We start from the raw sequence: 16,587 nt of genomic DNA, 5'->3' as shown, positions 1-16,587 counted from the left end.
CATGTAGCCCTGGTTTTGCGTCGCGTCCTGACGCACATTCGGAGTCATCACCCGCGTTGTGCGCACTTGCGCGCCGGGGCGGGCGATCCAGTGTTCCGAGGCGTCAGTGAACAAATCGAGAGGCTGCGGCGTACTGGATGCCCGGTCAAGCCGGGGGCATGACAGTAGAGCGTGGAGCTACACCCGAAAATGCTTCGATAGTTTGAGGCCCTGCGCCTGATAGTTGGAACCGATGCGCTGCCCGTACATCGCGTCGGGCCGGGCCAGCATCTTCTCATAGACGAGGCGACCGACGATCTGGCCGTGCTCGAGGATGAACGGAACCTCTCGCGAGCGCACCTCCAGCACGGCGCGCGCGCCCTGCCCGCCGGCGCCGGCATAGCCGAAGCCGGGATCGAAGAAGCCGGCGTAATGCACGCGGAACTCGCCGACCAGCGGATCGAACGGCACCATCTCCGCGGCGTAATCGGGCGGCACCTGCACCGCTTCTTTCGAGGCGAGGATGTAGAATTCGCCGGGGTCGAGGATCAGGCTGCCGTCGGGGCGGGCCGACATCGGCTCCCAGAAGTCTTCGACCGCATAGCCGGAACGGCGATCGACGTCGACGACGCCAGTGTGGCGCTTGGCGCGATAGCCGACGAAGCCGCTCGCCTTCTCGCCCGACAGATCCACCGATACAGCGACGCCGCCCGAGAGATCAGCATCGTCGATGTCGACGAGGCGCTCGGCTGCATGCAAGCCGTCAAGTTCGTCGGCATTGAGGATGGCGTCACCAGTGCGGAAGCGCACCTGCGACAGGCGCGAGCCCTCGCGCACCAGCACCGGAAAGGTCTTCGGGCTGATCTCGGCATAGAGCGGACCGTGATAGCCGGCGCCGATCATGTCGAACCGGCGGGTGCCGTCGGCAATCACGCGGGTGAAGACGTCGAGCCGGCCGGTGGAGCTCTTGGGGTTCGCGGCCGCGACGATCTCCGGCGGCAGCGCCAGGCTTTCCAGCAGCGGCACGATGTAGACGCAGTTGGTCTCCAGCACCGCGCCGTCGGCAAGGCTGAACTCGTGCAGCTTCAACTCGTCGATGCGCTCGGCCACGGTGGCACCGGGGCCGGGCAGGAAGCTCGCACGGACGCGATAGGCGATATCGCCGAGGCGCAGATCGAGGCTTGCCGGCTGGATCTGGCTTTCGACGAAGTCGTATGCGGGCAGAATAAGCCCCGCCTCCGCCATCGCCGCGATCATGCGGTCAGGCAGGATACCATTGGCGTCGGCAGCGACCGTGAACGTCAAACGGCGGTCCTCATCAAGGGGGCAAACGCATACCGACATACGGGAAATACTAGCCTTTTACGGCTATCCGATGGACGCCTTGACGGAAAGGGCATAGCGGAATATGAGCATCACTTATCCCGTGGTGATTTGAGCCGGCCGGCTTGCAGCCACGTTAAATAAGTCGCTAAACAGGCCGGGGACCTCTGTGATCCCGGCCCGTGGAGATTTCCAGGCCGGTTTTTTTGTGACCGTTTTTCGCGTCGACGGTCATGTCGGAGGTACCTATGTCGAAGTCGACCGCCAACTATCGCCCCGAAACCCGCCTGGTCCATTCCGGGACGCTGCGCTCGCAATATGGCGAGACCTCGGAGGCGCTGTTCCTGACCCAGGGCTATGTCTACAACAGCGCCGAGGAGTGCGAGGCGCGGTTCAAGGGCGAGGACCCCGGCTTCATCTATTCGCGCTACTCCAACCCGACCATCGCGATGTTCGAGCGCCGCATGATCGAGCTCGAAGGTGCCGAAGCCGCCCGTTCGGCGGCGACCGGCATGGCTGCGGTGACGACCGCGATCCTGGCGCCGCTGAAGGCCGGCGATCACGTGGTGGCGTCGCGGGCGCTGTTCGGCTCGTGCCTCTACGTCATCCAGGATCTGTTGCCGCGCTACGGCATCGAGACCACGCTGGTCGACGGGCTCGATCTCGACCAGTGGCAGCGGGCGTTGCGGCCGAACACCAAGACGTTCTTCCTGGAGAGCCCGACCAACCCGACGTTGGACGTGCTGGACATCCCCGGCATCGCCGAGATCGCGCACAAGGGCGGCGCCCGGCTCATCGTCGACAACGTGTTCGCAACCCCGATCTGGCAGAGCCCGCTCGCGTTAGGGGCCGACGTCGTCGTGTATTCCGCGACCAAGCATATCGACGGCCAGGGCCGGTGCCTGGGCGGCATCATCCTGTCGTCGGAAGCCTTCATCGCCGAGCACATCCACAATTTCATGCGCCAGACCGGGCCGTCGATCTCGCCGTTCAACGCCTGGGTCCTGCTCAAGGGCCTGGAGACGCTCGGCGTGCGCGTGCGCGCGCAGACCGATACTGCAGCGCGCATTGCCGAGGTGCTGGCGAGCCATCCGAAGATCTCGCGGCTGGTCTATCCCGGCCGTGCCGACCATCCGCAGGCAGCTCTGGTGAAGAAGCAGATGCGCGGCGGCTCGACGCTGGTCGGCTTCGAGGTCAAGGGCGGCAAGGCGGCCGCGTTCCGCGCGCTCAACGAATTGAAGCTGGCGAAGATCTCGAACAATCTCGGCGACGCCAAGAGCCTCGTCACGCATCCTGCCACCACGACGCATCAGCGCCTCAAGCCGGAGGACCGCGCCGCGCTCGGCATCAGCGAAGGGTTCATTCGCTTCTCCACCGGGCTCGAGCACCCTGACGACCTGATCGAAGATCTGACGGCAGCGCTGGAGAAGGTGTAAGGGCGAATGGCGAGTAGCGAGTAGCAATCCCTATTCGCTATTCGCCATTCCCCATTCGCTTCCAATCACATCGGCCGGTACGTCCGAACGTCCGCGGGCACGTTCACCCCGAGCTTGATCTGGCCGACGGAACGGATGATGTCGTCACCCAATAGCTGGGCGAAGCAGGCATAGCCCCAATCGTTCATGTGCAGGCCGTCGGCGATCACGAAGCCTTCGACCGGAATGGCCTGCTTCTCGTGCCAGTCGCGCATCACCTCGAAGCGCGGGAAGATTCCGACGTGACGGAGCTCGGCGACACTGCCGAGCAGCTTCACCATTTTGCCGGCGCTCTCGGCGCGCTGATTGACGGCCGGCGAATATTGCGGATCCACCAGCACGATGTCGGCGCCCCCGGCAGCCTGAATGCGGCTGATGCCTTCCTCGACCAGCTTGGCGGTTTCACCGGGATCGAGATTTCGCAACACGGCGTTGGTGCCGACCTGCCAGATCACGAGGTCCGGATGCATGTCGATCACCTGCGTCTGGAGGCGCTTCATCATCTCGGGAGCGTCCTCGCCGCCGACGCCGGCATTGATGACGCTGATGTCGGAGGTCGGATAGTGCCGGCGCAGCTGCGCGGCGAGACGATTTGGGTAGTTGAACTCCGGCGAGCTCGCGCCGAACCCTTGAGTAGACGAGGAGCCGAACGCGACGATGACGACGGGCTGGCCGGCGACGAGCTTGCCAGCAACATGCGGCAGCGAGCCCATCGCCTTCGAACCGCCCTTCGGCGGCAGGCAGGGCACACGGTTGAAGATGTCGCCGGCAGACTTGGCGGCCTGCTTCACCTTGTCGATGGCGCGTGCCGTGATGCCGCGTTGCTCGGGCGACGTCGCAGCGACTGTGGTCTGGGAGGGCGAAGCGGAGGCGGGATCAGCCGACTGCGCGGGGGCGGGCGTCACCTGTGCGGCTGGCGTCTGGGCATGCGACTGCGAGGCCGGCGTCAGCAACAACAGCGCTGCGGCTGCAGGCGCGGCCAGCCACGTCGTCAGGCAAAAAGGGCGTAGAGAACTCATTAACGCTAGACCTCAATTTTGCTGCTGGGCCGGCTCGAGACGAGCTGCGTCAATCACGAACTGTGCCAACGCCCGGCCAAGGCAATCATGGACCTGTTTCGCCAGCTCGGGCCCGCGGGACGGGCTGAATAGGTCGAACTGACCCTGATCATTCCACTGCCGCATGATCGCGAAACGATCGAATAGCGGGATATCGTGCTCCTGCGCCACCACCCGCATGTTATCGAGAAAAGGTTGCGCCGAGATCATGGTTTCGGTGCGTGGACTGTACTGCAGATTCATCAAGATGACGTCGGCCCCCGCATTTTGCACCGCAGCAACCCCATCGGTGACCGCACTGCGAAACTCGTCGGGATCGGTGGCTCGGATAGCATCCACGGTCCCGGTCTGCCAGATGACCAACGTAGGCGTTTTTGCTTCCATCAGCTTAACGAAGGTGGAGGCTGTCTCCTCTGCCGTTTTCTTACTCTGTATTTCTACGGAGACATGCACCACCTCCGACGGCGACAGCTTCTCCTTGAGGATCGCCTCCATGCGCGCCGGGTACGAGCTGCTCTCAGAAGACGGAATCGTGGTCGAGCGACTGCCGATGACGAGGATGTCGAGCGGCTTGCCGGTCTTGATGGTATCGGCGACCCTGGGCAGCGGGCTTTCGGTGGTCAGCAGATAGGCCGGCAATTCGCAGGAAGGGGGCGCAGGGGAAGCCGTGGACGCAGCATCGCCCGCCCGCGCCACAGGCGCGGCGAGGCCACCAAACAGCAGGATCAGGCTCAGGAGAACCCTAGCCTTCATCAGCCCCCTCCCGCCAAATCGGCATTGCCGACGGCGTTTTTGGCTTTCGCACCGCTCTTGTCAGCCACGCGCTTGTACCACGAAATGACCCAGGCCACTCCCCACATGATCAGGACTCCGGAGAGACTAATCAAGGCGTGCATGGCTGCGCCGCCGGAGACTTCAGCCAGGATGAAGTGGCCGGCGAAAGCAAGGAAGACGCCGAGACAGAAGATCTCGAGGGAATGCTGGCCGCACAGGATCAGCGGCCGCAGCCAGCGCGACTTCAGACCGGGCCAGTCCCGCGGCAGGAAGCGCACCGTGAGCGCGGCCAGCGCCAGGAAATGCGTGAAGCGCAGCACGTCGAGATCGGTCTTGTTGATCGGGTACATCCATTGCTCGATCAGCTTCGGCATGAACTGGGAGAGCTGCGGCACGTACCAGGTCAGCGTCACGTAGAACGACGCGAGGAGATAGGCGATCGCCATCCACATCGTGACGCGTGACGACAGAATACGCGACATGCGGCGCGCACCTCCGAGCGCACACCATGCACCGAAAACGAACAGCAATTGCCAGGCAAAGGGATTGAAGGCCCAGAAGCCGTTCGGATAGGCCGACAGATAAAGATCATACTCCCAGGTGACCGCGTAGAGTACGACCGAAAGGCCGAGGGTGACGTCGGGGCGCCATTTCATCGACCACAGGATCAAGGGCAGCGCCAGCATCAGCACGATGTAGAGCGGCAGCACGTCCATGTTGACGGGACGGAAGCGCAAGAGCAGCGCCTGCACGATGGTGACGTCCGGCTGCTTGAGAAAGTCCATGATACCCATCTCTTCGGTGTAGAGCGGGTTCTCGAATCTGGTCGCCACGTAGGAGATTTCGGCAAGGAAGATCGTGAACAGGAAGACGTGGGCGACGTAGATCTGCCAGACCCGGCGCAGGATGCGCGCGGTGGCGATGACGACGCCGCTCTCCAGCATCGCTCGGCCGTAGACGAAGGCGGCGGTGTAGCCGGAGATGAAGATGAATATCTCCGTAGCGTCGCTGAAGCCGTAATTACGGATCGTGAACCAGGTCAACAGGCTCGACGGCAGGTGGTCGATGAAGATCAGCCACAGCGCGAGCCCGCGGAACAGATCGAGCCGGAGCTCGCGCTCCCCGATGGCGGGCAGCGTGATGGCCGGCGCGGCGGCGCGCGGCTTGGTCCCGGCGGGCCTGGCCTCCGCGGTCCCCCCGATCGTTGATCCCGTCACTTGGTCGGCAATGGTCATCGGGGGCCAAAAACCCTTCCGCAAATCGCGACGCTTCAAGGAGTTTAATGGTCCGGCCGTCGTCTCGCAAAGCGGCCGGATCACATAAGGGTGTCTCCCTCGGGTCCTTCCCTTCGAATTCTGGCGGGACGATGTCGCCCAAGCCGTCCGCGGCGTTTGGTTCCCGGGATGGATTTGGCTATTATGGCAATCATGTACCGCGCCGTGACCCGCCAAATTGAAGTGACCGTCGAGCCGAACTTTGTTCCGGAGCAGTCGTCGGCCGACCGCTCGCGCTATTTCTGGTCCTACACCATCGTCATCACCAATTCGGGCGAGGAGACCGTGCAGCTCAAGACGCGGCACTGGATCATCACCGATGCCTCTGGCCGTCAGCAGGAGGTAAAGGGCGAGGGCGTGGTCGGCGAGCAGCCGATCCTGGCCCCCGGCGAGCGCTTCGAATACACCTCCGGCGTGCCGCTCTCGACCGCATCGGGCTTTATGACCGGCCGCTACCAGATGGTCAGCGAAACCGGCGAGCGCTTCGAGATTGACGTGCCGACGTTCTCGCTGGACAGCCCCGACAACAAGCGGGTGTTGAATTAGCTCGGTGCGGCGACGTCCAAGCTGCTGCGCCCCGCGAAGGCGGGGCATGCGCCGCAGCCTACCGGTTTGACCACCGCCGCTTCGGGTTTCTGGATTGCCCGGTCAAGCGGACGATTAGCGAGTTTGTGGCGACAGCTTCCCCGACTTTTCGCCGAGCGTGGAGACGCTAGGCGTCTTCCACGCCCGCCTCATGCGGCGTGAACTGGTACACCGAGGAGCAGAACTCGCAGGTGACGACGACCTTGTCGTCCTTCACCATCGCGGCGCGGTCGTCCGGCGAGAAGCTCTTCAACATGGAGGCGACCGCATCGCGCGAGCAGGAGCACCGCGCCTCGAGGACCTGCGGATTGAACACGCGCACGCCGCGCTCGTGGAAGAGACGGAACAGCAGCCGCTCGCCGGAGAGTTCGGGATCGATCAGCTCGACGTCTTCGACGGTCTCGATCAGCGAGCGCGCCTCGACCCAGGCGTCGTCTTCGGCAACGCTGTGCACCTCCGAGCCCTCGGGCGCATCGCCCGGATGCAAGTCCGCCTGCCGTGCGCGCTCCGGCGCCTTGGGCAGAAACTGCATCAGCATGCCGCCGGCGCGCCAGCGATGCTTGCCGCCGTCGTTCGAGCGCCACTCCTCGCCGACCGCGAGGCGCACGCGCGTCGGGATCTGCTCGGAGCGGAGGAAATACTCGTGCGCGGCGTCCTCCAGGCTGCCGCCGTCGAGCGCAACCAGACCCTGGTAGCGGCTCATGTCGGGGCCCTGGTCGATAGTCATGGCAAGATGGCCGCGGCCGAGCAGCGTGCCGGAATCCTTTGCCGTGCCCAAGCGTGAGGCATCAAAGCGGGCATAGGCGCGCAGATGATCCGGGGCCTTGTAGTCCACCACCAGGAACGACACCGGACCGTCGGTCTGGGCTTGGAGAATGAAGCGGCCTTCGAATTTCAGCGCCGAGCCGAGCAGCGTCGTCAGCACAATCGCCTCGCCGAGCAGTTTGCCGACCGGTGCCGGATAGTCGTGCTTGGTGAGAATGTCGTCCAGCGCCGGACCGAGCCGCACAAGCCGTCCGCGCACGTCGAGCGCATCGACCTCGTAGGGCAGCACGGCGTCGTCGATCGGAACCGCTGATGGCGCGCGAACCGGGCCCTCGGGCCCGGCTTTCATGTCAGGAGATTGGAAAACCATGGCGCTCTATCTGGGGTCGGAGGGCGGAAATGGAAGGGGCACAAGAGTGTCGTCCCGGGGCGCGCGAAGCGCGAACCCGGGACCCTTAACCACAGGATTACGTTGTAGCCGGCGATGACAAGTCCGAGTCCTCGCCAAACGACTTCCTGTGGTTATGGTCCCGGATCGGCGCGCCGCTGTGCGGCGCTTGTCCGGGACGACAGCGGAGAATGGCCCAGCGACGCAGCCCCACCGCTGAGATCACTTCACCGCGTCAAAGCACCAGGCCAGAATGCCCTTTTGCGCATGCAGGCGGTTTTCGGCCTCGTCGAACACGACCGATTGCGGGCCGTCGATCACTTCATCCGTGACCTCCTCGCCGCGATGGGCGGGCAGGCAGTGCATGAACAGCGCGTCCGGCTTGGCGAGCGACATCAGCTTGGCGTTGACCTGGTACGGCTTGAGCACGTTGTGGCGGTGCTCGCCCTCCTTGTCGCCCATCGATACCCAGGTGTCGGTGACGACGCAATCGGCGCCGCGCACGGCGGCTTCCGGATCGGTGCCGAGCACGATCGGCGCATTGGTCGCCTTGATCCAGTCGCGCATCGCCTTTTTCGGCGCGAGCTCCGTAGGCGTTGCGACGTTGAGCTGGAACTTGAAGCGCTCGGCGGCATGCGCCCACGACGCCAGCACGTTGTTGTCGTCGCCGGTCCAGGCCACCGTCTTGCCCTCGATCGGGCCGCGATGCTCCTCGTAGGTCATGAGGTCGGCCATCACCTGGCAGGGATGCGAGCGACGCGTCAGGCCGTTGATGACGGGCACGGTGGCGTTGGCCGCAAGCTCCAGCAATGCATCGTGGTTGAGGATGCGGATCATGATGGCGTCGACATAGCGCGAGAGCACGCGCGCCGTGTCGGCGATGGTCTCGCCGCGGCCGAGCTGCATCTCGGCGCCGGTGAGCATGATCGCCTCGCCGCCGAGCTGGCGCATGCCGACGTCGAACGACACCCGCGTCCGGGTCGAGGGCCGCTCGAAGATCATCGCCAGCGTCTTGCCTTCGAGCGGCCTGACCGGCTGCTGCGCCTTCTGCTTGGCCTTCATCGCGGACGATGCGGCGAGCATGCGTTTGAGCTCCGACAGCGGCAGCTCGTTGATATCGAGGAAATGCTTTGGCGACTTGCTCATCAGCTTGCCGCCCGCTTGGTCTGACCGGACGAGATCGCAGCACAGGCACGTTCGAGCCGCGCGACGCTGTCCTCGATCTCGGCCTCGGTGACGATCAAAGGCGGCAGGAAGCGCACGACATTGTCGCCGGCCCCGACGGTGAGCAATTTCTCGGCGCGCAACGCCGCGACGAGATCGCCCGAGGGCACGACGGCCTTGATGCCGATCAGGAGCCCCTCCCCGCGCACCTCGCTGACGACGTCGGGATGACGGTCGATCACGGAGGCAAGCTTCTGCTTCAGCAGCAACGACATCTTTTGCACGTGATCGAAGAAGCCCGGCTTGAGCATGACGTCGAGCACGGCGTTCGCAGCCGAGATCGCGAGCGGATTGCCGCCGAAAGTGGAGCCATGCGACCCAGGCCCCATGCCGGAAGCGGCCTCCGAGGTGGCCAGCACCGCCCCGATCGGGAAGCCGCCGCCGAGCGCCTTGGCGAGCGACATCACGTCAGGTGTGACACCGGTGCGCTTGTACGCAAAGAGTTCGCCGGTGCGGCCCATGCCCGTCTGCACCTCATCGAAGGCGAGCAACAGGCCGCGCTCATTGCAGAGCTCGCGCAGCGCCTTCAGGAAGGCGGGAGGCGCAGAGCGAACGCCCCCCTCGCCCTGGATCGGCTCGATCAGGATGCCGGCGGTGTGCGGGCCGATCGCCTTCTTCACAGCTTCCAGGTCGCCATGGGGCACCTGGTCGAAGCCGTCCATCGGCGGACCGAAGCCCTCGAGGTATTTTGCAGATCCGGTGGCAGCGAGCGTTGCCAGCGTGCGGCCATGGAAGGCGCCCTCGAAGGTGATCATGCGGTAACGTTCCGGATGCCCCTTGGAGAAGTGATGGTGGCGCACCAGCTTGATCACGCCTTCCAGCGCCTCCGCACCGGAATTGCAGAAGAATACGAAGTCGGCAAAGCTCTCGTTGCAGAGGCGGCTTGCGAGCTTCTCGCCGTCCGGGCTCTGGAACAGGTTCGACATGTGCCAGAGCTTCGTCGCCTGCTCCTGCAACGCCTTGACCAGCGCGGGATGGACATGGCCGAGCGCATTCACCGCCACGCCAGAGGTGAAATCCAGATATCGATCCCCATTGGTCGCGATCAGCCAGCAGCCTTCGCCGCGTTCGAAACCGAGGTCGGCCCTGGCGAAAACGGGGAGCAAATGCGGCGCGGCGCTGTTAGTCATGACGTCACTTGATGTTGCGGACGGCGTGAAGCGTGCACTCGCAACGCACCATTGACCGGCCCGGAAAACGAAACGTGCCGCCTTTTAAGGGCGGCACGTGGCACTATCTTATGCTTGGCAAAACGGGTGTCAATGCCGTCCGGAAAGCCTCGCGAAACGCTGACTCCGTAGTCTTGCGGTGCCGATTTTGCGGGGTTTTCACCACGGAACATGTGGAAGCGAGTCGGCGGACTCTTGCGCGGGAGTCACGCCATATTGTAGCGTTTGAATTGTCAGATACGACATCTCGTGCAGCGGTTCTGATCCCAAGAGTCCTCATGTACCGGCGTAACGTTCGGGCGTTTTGAGCGCGCCCGGCGAGCCTTAAGGGATTCTGGGGGCACGGGTTTTCAAGGCTTAGGCATTCGCTGCGAAGGCCCCAGGATGGCAGCCGCGCAGCGAAGGAAAGGGTGCAATGACGGTTTTGACCTGGTCCGATGATCGCGTCGAGCAGCTGAAAAAGCTCTGGGAGGCCGGACTTTCGGCCAGCCAGATCGCGGCAGAGCTCGGCAATGTGACCCGCAACGCCGTGATCGGCAAAGTGCACCGGCTCGGCCTGTCCGGCCGCGCCAAAAGCCCTTCATCGGCAGCGCCCCGGCCGCGCAAGGCGCGGCCCGCGCAGCACATGATGCGGGTGACCCGCCCCGTTTCGCGCGGCAACACCGCACTGGCGCAGGCCTTCGAGGTCGAGGTGGAGGCCGAGCCTGTCACCTACGACAACGTCGTGCCGATGAGCCAGCGGCTGTCGCTGCTGGAATTGAACGAGGCGACCTGCCACTGGCCGGTCGGCGACCCCTCGAGCCCGGATTTCTTCTTCTGCGGCGGCAAGGCGCTCTCCGGCCTGCCCTACTGCGCTCAGCATTCGCGCGTGGCCTATCAGCCCGCGGCGGATCGCCGCCGTGCGCCGGCGAAGCCGGGTCCGCGCTGAGCCCGGCGCGCGCGGCCAGTCGTAGCGCAAAGACGTCTCAACACATTGGATGTCGTCCCTGCGAACGCAGGGACCCGTAGTCCCGGGGTACAATTATCGCGGGATCGTCACTCCGAGTCTTCGCCAAACCACGTCCTGTGGTTATGGGTCCCTGCGTTCGCAGGGACGACATCGGAGGATGCCGTGGCAGCCCGCTCAATCACGTCTGCCTGAGCAAACCCTAAGTCTGCTCCGCCTTCGCAAACCGGTCGTCCAGCGCATAGCCGGCGCCGCGGACCGTGCGGATCGGATCCTGCTCGCGGCCGAGATTGAGCAGCTTGCGCAGGCGGCCGATATGGACGTCGACGGTACGCTCGTCGATGTAGATGTCGCGACCCCAGACGCTGTCGAGCAGCTGCTCGCGCGAGAACACGCGCCCGGGATGCTCCAGGAAGAACTCCAGCAGACGATATTCGGTCGGGCCGAGATCGATTGGCCGGCCCGAGCGCGCCACGCGGCGCTTGTCGCGATCGAGCTCGATGTCGCCATAGGCGAGCACGGTAGCGAGCCGCTCGGGGCTGGCGCGCCTGAGCAGGCCCTTCACGCGCGCGAGCAGCTCCGGCACCGAGAACGGCTTGACGATGTAGTCGTCGGCGCCGGTGGCAAGACCCCGCACCCGCTCACTCTCCTCGCCACGCGCGGTCAGCATGATGATCGGGAGCTGCTTGGTTTCGGGGCGGGTCCGAAGCCGTCGGCACAGTTCGATGCCCGACAGGCCAGGCAGCATCCAGTCGAGCACGATCAGATCGGGAATGTGCTCCTTGAGGCGGGTGTCGGCGTCATCGCCGCGCATCACCGTCTCGACGTCATAGCCGTCGCCTTCGAGGTTGTAGCGAAGAAGCTCGGTGAGAGCTTCCTCGTCCTCAACCACCATAATGCGTGCGCCCATGTTGTCGTCGCTCCTTAGGTATTCGGCACCGTTTAGGTATTCGGCACCGTCGTGGCGAAGTTCGTCATGTCGCCCTTCGGCCGCTTGTCGGTGATCGTCTGCCCCTCGATCATGTAGAACACGGTCTCGGCGATGTTGGTGGCGTGGTCGCCGATCCGCTCGATGTTCTTGGCACAGAACATCAGGTGGATGCAGAACGAGATGTTGCGCGGATCCTCCATCATGTAGGTGAGGAGCTCGCGGAACAACGAGGTGCAGATGGCGTCGACTTCCTCGTCGCCCTTCCACACCGCCATCGCCGCCGGCAGATCGTGCGCGGCATAGGCGTCCAGCACGGACTTGACCTGCTGTTGCACGAGGTCAGTCATATGTTCCAGGCCGCGGAACAGTTTGAGCGGATGGAAGTCCGTCTCGAGCGCCGCGACGCGCTTGCCCATGTTCTTGGCGAGGTCGCCGATCCGCTCGAGATCGGTCGCGACGCGCATGGCGCCGACGATCTCGCGCAAATCGACCGCCATCGGCTGGCGGCGGGCGATGGTGAGCACGGCGCGCTCCTCGATGCGCTTCTGCAGCCCGTCGAGCTCGACGTCGATGGTGACGACGCGCTGCCCGAGCGCGACGTCGCGGCGGATCAGCGCGTCCACGGAATCGACGATCATGCGCTCGGCGATGCCGCCCATCTCGGCGACCAGACGGGTGAGCTCCTGGAGATCGGTGTCGAAGGCTTTCGCGGTATGTTCAGAACCCATATTCCGTCTCCTCAACCGAACCGGCCGGTGATGTAATCCTGCGTGCGCCGGTCGCTCGGCGACGTGAAGATCTTGCTGGTGTCGTCGAACTCGATCAACTCGCCGAGATACATGAAGGCGGTCTTGTCGGAGACGCGCGCCGCCTGCTGCATGTTGTGGGTGACGATCGCGATGGTGTAGTTCTCGGACAATTCCTGGATCAGCTCCTCGACCTTGGCGGTCGAGATCGGGTCGAGCGCCGAGCAGGGCTCGTCGAACAGGATCACCTCGGGCCGCACGGCGACGGTGCGGGCGATGCAGAGGCGCTGCTGCTGGCCGCCGGAGAGCGACAGGCCGGAGGCATTGAGCTTGTCCTTGACCTCGTTCCACAGCGCGCCGCCGCGCAGCGCCTTCTCGACCCGGTCATCCATCTCGGACTTCGAGATCTTCTCGTAGAGGCGGATTCCGAAGGCGATGTTCTCATAGATCGTCATCGGGAACGGCGTCGGCTTCTGGAACACCATGCCGACCCGCGCACGCAGCAGATTGAGATCGAGCTTGGGATCGAGGATGTTGGTCTGGTCGAGCATGAGCTGACCGGTGGCGCGCTGCCCCGGATACAGATCGTACATCCGGTTGAAGATGCGCAGCAGGGTCGACTTGCCGCAGCCCGACGGACCGATGAACGCCGTAACGCGATTGGTGCCGAGCGCCAGGTTGATGTTCTTCAGCGCGTGGTGTTCACCATAATAGAAGTTCAGGTTGCGCGCAGTGACCTTGGCGGGCGCCTCGGGCAGCGGCTGCGAGCCCGGATGAACGACCGGCGCACTTACGGAAACAGACATTTCACTCATTTTGCAGTCCTCTCGGCCCCGAGGATGCGGGCGCCAATGTTCAGGGCAAGCACGGTCAGGGTGATCAGCAACGCACCGCTCCAGGCGAGCTGCTTCCAGTAGGCGTAGGGGCTCTGCACGAAGTTGTTGATGGTGACCGGCAGGTTGGCCATCGTCTTGTTCAGGCTGAGGCTGAAGAACTGGTTGGACAGCGCGGTGAACAGCAGCGGCGCGGTCTCGCCGGCGACGCGGGCGGTGGCGAGCAGCACGCCGGTGATGAGGCCGGAGCGCGCGGCGCGATAGGCGATCCGCTTGATCACCAGCGAGCGCGGCAAGCCCAGTGCGCTGGCGGCTTCGCGCAGCGGATTCGGCACCAGCAGAAGCATGTCCTCGGTGGTGCGCACCACGACCGGGATCACGATCACGGCCAGCGCCAGCGCGCCTGCGATCGCCGAGAAGCTCCGCATCGGCACCACGACCGCGCCGTAGATGAACAGGCCGATGATGATCGACGGCGCCGAGAGCAGGATGTCGTTGATGAAGCGGATCACCGAGGTCAGCCTGTCGTTGCGGCCATATTCGGCGAGATAGGTGCCGGCGAACAGGCCGAGCGGCGCGCCGATGCCGACGCCGATCACGGTCATGATGAGGGAGCCGACGATGGCGTTGAGCAGGCCGCCCTCGCTCGATCCGGGCGGCGGCGTGTTCTCGGTGAAGATCTGCAGGTTCAGACCGGCGAGGCCGTTGTAAAGCAGCGTGGCGAGGATCAGGGCGAGCCAGGTGACGCCGAAGGCGGCGGCTGCCATGCAGAGGCCGCGGATGACGATGTCCCAGCGGCGGCGGCGCGAATAAATCGGGTTCATGGCTTCACTTCCCGGCCTTGGTTTCCAGGCGCATCAGCATCAGCCGCGCGGCTGCGAGCACGAAGAACGTCAGCACGAACAACAGTAGACCGAGCAGGATCAGGCCGGACTGGTGCAAGCCGTCGCTCTCGGCGAATTCGGAGGCGATGGCCGCGGAGATCGTGGTGCCTGGCGCGAAGATCGACGAGGAGATGCGGAACGAGTTGCCTATGATGAAGGTCACCGCCATGGTCTCGCCGAGCGCGCGGCCCAGCGCCAGCATGACGCCGCCGATGATGCCGACACGGGTGTACGGGATCACCACGCTGCGGACGACTTCCCATGTTGTGCAGCCGACGCCATAGGCGGCTTCCTTGAGCACGGGCGGCACCGTCTTGAACACGTCCACCGAGATCGAGGTGATGAAGGGCAGCACCATGATGGCGAGGATCAGCGCGGCATTGAAAAGGCTGAGATAGGACGGGGGACCCGCGAAGATCGCCCCCAGCACGGGAACGCCGTCGAAGACCTTGATCATGAAGGGCTGGAAGCTGTTGGCCAGGAAGGGGCCCAGCACGAAGAAGCCCCACATGCCGTAGATGATCGAAGGAATGCCGGCGAGCAGCTCGATCGCCATGCCGATCGGGCGGCGCAGCCATTGCGGGCAGAGCTCGGTGAGGAAGATCGCGATGCCCAAGCCGACCGGAATGGCGATCAGCATCGCGATGAAGGAGGTGACGAGCGTGCCGTACATCGGCCCGAGCGCGCCGAGCACCGGCGGATCGGCCGACGGCGCCCAGCGCTGCGTCCACAGGAACGAAAGGCCGTATTCCTTGATCGCCGGGAAGGCGCCGACGATCAGCGAAATGATGATGCCGCCGAGGATGAGCAGCACCGAGATCGCGGAGAGCCGCGTTATCCAGTAGAAGGTGACGTCACCCAGCTTGAACGCGCTCAACGCTTTGGCGCGGTCATATGGTCCGGCGGCATCAATCACATTGCTCTCGACAGCCATTTCTGCCACGCCGATCCCCTGTACTGAATGATAACGTTTTCTAGGTCGCTGGTCTCGTGCTCCGGACGCTCGCGGATCGCGAGATTGGTCCGGAGGACGGTCGTTCGCGGGATCCGAGCGACGGCGCGGCCTTCGCGCCGCACCGCCTTCCGGAACAGAAGAGCGCCTTAGCTCTTGATCTCGGCAGCCCAGGTCTTCTCGATCTGCTGGACGACGCTGTCGGGCATCGGGATGTAATCGAGCTCCTCTGCCATCTTGCCGCCGCTCTTGAAGGCCCAGCGGAAGAACTTGATGGCTTCCTGCGAGGCCGCCTTGTCGGTGGCAGACTTATGCATGAGGATGAAGGTCGCCGCGGTGATCGGCCAGGACTTGTCGCCGGGCTGGTCGGTCAGGATGACGTAGTAGCCGGGAGCCTTGGCCCAATCGGCGTTGGAGGCGGCGGCCTGGAAGGCTTCGACGGTCGGCTGCACCGTCTTGCCCGCCTTGTTGACGAGGCCGGTGTAGGTCAGCTTGTTCTGCTTGGCATAGGCGTACTCGACATAGCCGATCGAGTTCTTGGTCTGGCCGATGTTGCCCGACACGCCTTCGTTGCCCTTGGCGCCGACGCCGACCGGCCACTCGACCGCGGTGCCCTCGCCGACCTTGCTCTTCCAGTCCGCGCTGGCCTTGGAGAGGTAGTTGGTGAAGTTGAAGGTGGTGCCCGAGCCGTCCGAGCGGCGGACAACGGTGATGGCTTCCGACGGCAGCTTCACGTTCGGATTGAGCTTCTTGATCGCGGCATCGTCCCACTTGGTGATCTTGCCGAGATAGATGGCGGCCAGGGTCTCGCCATCGAACACCAGCTCGCCGGGCTTCACGCCCTCGAGGTTGACGACGGGAACAATGGCGCCCATCACCATCGGCCACTGGGCGAGGCCGTCCTTCTCGAGCTGCTCGGCTTTCAGGGGCGCGTCGGTGGCGCCGAAGGTCACGGTCTTAGCCTGGATCTGCTTGATGCCGCCACCGGAGCCGATCGACTGGTAGTTCAGACCGTTGCCGGTCTCCTTTTTGTAGGCGTCAGCCCACTTCGAATAGATCGGGAACGGGAAGGTCGCACCGGCGCCCGTGATGTCGGCAGCAAAGGCTGCCGTCGTCGATGCGGCGACCAAGCCGGCAACGACGATGGTTTTGAGGAAATTCATGCTGGTCTCCATAGAGGGGAGCGAAGCGCCATTGGCGCCCGATCGCGCTCCCCGCGCCGCTCGTTTAGGAGCGGTCGGCTGTGCTTTTACGAAGGTTTCGTGACAGTTGGATGACGCG

Annotated in this window: 16 protein-coding genes and 1 riboswitch; of the genes, 3 read left to right on the top strand and 13 right to left on the bottom strand. The window is 64.3% G+C overall.

From position 1 onward, the window contains the following. Window positions 1-177 precede the first annotated feature (177 nt). Window positions 178-1,323: a 2'-deoxycytidine 5'-triphosphate deaminase gene (locus tag ACYCVF_RS19390; RefSeq protein ID WP_459606593.1), complete on the bottom strand. Its 1,146-nt coding sequence runs from the start codon at window positions 1,321-1,323 to the stop codon at window positions 178-180. Window positions 1,324-1,395: 72 nt separating this feature from the next. Then, window positions 1,396-1,475: riboswitch (SAM riboswitch) on the top strand. Between the two features lie 75 nt (window positions 1,476-1,550). Here ACYCVF_RS19390 and ACYCVF_RS19385 point away from each other — a divergent pair. Beyond that, on the top strand, window positions 1,551-2,738 hold the full coding sequence (locus ACYCVF_RS19385; protein ID WP_459598970.1) for an O-succinylhomoserine sulfhydrylase: 1,188 nt from the start codon (window positions 1,551-1,553) through the stop codon (window positions 2,736-2,738). 65 nt (window positions 2,739-2,803) lie between these two features. On the opposite strand, the gene ACYCVF_RS19380 is transcribed toward ACYCVF_RS19385, so the two are convergent. From ACYCVF_RS19380 to ACYCVF_RS19370, 3 genes are read right to left on the bottom strand one after another with little or no spacing between them, the layout of a single operon-like run. Next, window positions 2,804-3,796 carry an SGNH/GDSL hydrolase family protein gene (locus ACYCVF_RS19380; protein WP_459598968.1) on the bottom strand — a complete coding sequence of 331 codons (993 nt, stop codon included), beginning with the start codon at window positions 3,794-3,796 and terminating at the stop codon, window positions 2,804-2,806. A gap of 12 nt (window positions 3,797-3,808) precedes the next feature. Further along, window positions 3,809-4,588, bottom strand: a complete 780-nt coding sequence (locus tag ACYCVF_RS19375) for an SGNH/GDSL hydrolase family protein (RefSeq protein WP_459598966.1) — start codon at window positions 4,586-4,588, stop codon at window positions 3,809-3,811. Continuing rightward, complete coding sequence (locus ACYCVF_RS19370; RefSeq protein WP_459598964.1) at window positions 4,588-5,844, bottom strand: OpgC domain-containing protein; 1,257 nt, start codon at window positions 5,842-5,844, stop codon at window positions 4,588-4,590. Before ACYCVF_RS19370 ends, ACYCVF_RS19375 begins: the two co-directional genes overlap by 1 nt. 192 nt (window positions 5,845-6,036) lie before the next feature. On the opposite strand from ACYCVF_RS19370, the gene apaG reads away from it, so the two are divergent. Beyond that, window positions 6,037-6,429, top strand: a complete 393-nt coding sequence (gene apaG, locus ACYCVF_RS19365) for a Co2+/Mg2+ efflux protein ApaG (RefSeq protein WP_024337101.1) — start codon at window positions 6,037-6,039, stop codon at window positions 6,427-6,429. Window positions 6,430-6,595: 166 nt separating this feature from the next. On the opposite strand, the gene ACYCVF_RS19360 is transcribed toward apaG, so the two are convergent. From ACYCVF_RS19360 to ACYCVF_RS19350, 3 genes are all read right to left on the bottom strand, one after another. Beyond that, the gene (locus ACYCVF_RS19360; protein WP_459598962.1) at window positions 6,596-7,603 is read right to left on the bottom strand and encodes an Hsp33 family molecular chaperone; all 1,008 of its coding nucleotides are present in this window, start codon (window positions 7,601-7,603) and stop codon (window positions 6,596-6,598) included. A gap of 240 nt (window positions 7,604-7,843) precedes the next feature. Beyond that, window positions 7,844-8,767 (bottom strand): ornithine carbamoyltransferase, encoded by a 924-nt coding sequence (gene argF, locus ACYCVF_RS19355; protein WP_459598960.1) that lies wholly within the window; start codon window positions 8,765-8,767, stop codon window positions 7,844-7,846. After that, window positions 8,767-9,975: an acetylornithine transaminase gene (locus tag ACYCVF_RS19350; protein ID WP_459598958.1), complete on the bottom strand. Its 1,209-nt coding sequence runs from the start codon at window positions 9,973-9,975 to the stop codon at window positions 8,767-8,769. Before ACYCVF_RS19350 ends, argF begins: the two co-directional genes overlap by 1 nt. Window positions 9,976-10,429: 454 nt before the next feature. On the opposite strand from ACYCVF_RS19350, the gene ACYCVF_RS19345 reads away from it, so the two are divergent. Further along, window positions 10,430-10,942 carry a GcrA family cell cycle regulator gene (locus ACYCVF_RS19345; protein ID WP_459598956.1) on the top strand — a complete coding sequence of 171 codons (513 nt, stop codon included), beginning with the start codon at window positions 10,430-10,432 and terminating at the stop codon, window positions 10,940-10,942. Window positions 10,943-11,162: 220 nt separating this feature from the next. On the opposite strand, the gene phoB is transcribed toward ACYCVF_RS19345, so the two are convergent. From phoB to pstS, 6 genes are all read right to left on the bottom strand, one after another. Beyond that, on the bottom strand, window positions 11,163-11,870 hold the full coding sequence (gene phoB, locus ACYCVF_RS19340; RefSeq protein ID WP_008143479.1) for a phosphate regulon transcriptional regulator PhoB: 708 nt from the start codon (window positions 11,868-11,870) through the stop codon (window positions 11,163-11,165). A 32-nt stretch (window positions 11,871-11,902) separates the two neighbouring features. Beyond that, complete coding sequence (phoU, locus tag ACYCVF_RS19335) at window positions 11,903-12,619, bottom strand: phosphate signaling complex protein PhoU (protein WP_459598954.1); 717 nt, start codon at window positions 12,617-12,619, stop codon at window positions 11,903-11,905. Between the two features lie 11 nt (window positions 12,620-12,630). After that, a complete protein-coding gene (pstB, locus tag ACYCVF_RS19330) occupies window positions 12,631-13,452 on the bottom strand; it encodes a phosphate ABC transporter ATP-binding protein PstB (RefSeq protein WP_459598952.1) in 822 nt (273 codons plus the stop codon). After that, on the bottom strand, window positions 13,449-14,294 hold the full coding sequence (gene pstA, locus ACYCVF_RS19325) for a phosphate ABC transporter permease PstA (RefSeq protein WP_459598950.1): 846 nt from the start codon (window positions 14,292-14,294) through the stop codon (window positions 13,449-13,451). The genes pstB and pstA overlap by 4 nt, the downstream gene beginning before the upstream one ends. 4 nt (window positions 14,295-14,298) lie before the next feature. After that, a complete protein-coding gene (gene pstC, locus ACYCVF_RS19320) occupies window positions 14,299-15,288 on the bottom strand; it encodes a phosphate ABC transporter permease subunit PstC (protein ID WP_459599684.1) in 990 nt (329 codons plus the stop codon). A 167-nt stretch (window positions 15,289-15,455) separates the two neighbouring features. After that, window positions 15,456-16,469 carry a phosphate ABC transporter substrate-binding protein PstS gene (pstS, locus tag ACYCVF_RS19315; protein WP_459598948.1) on the bottom strand — a complete coding sequence of 338 codons (1,014 nt, stop codon included), beginning with the start codon at window positions 16,467-16,469 and terminating at the stop codon, window positions 15,456-15,458. Window positions 16,470-16,587 lie beyond the last annotated feature (118 nt).

This window comes from Bradyrhizobium cedriense (assembly GCF_054602315.1).
Note: the sequence above shows the minus strand (reverse complement) of the source record. Positions and strands in the feature narration are given on the sequence as shown.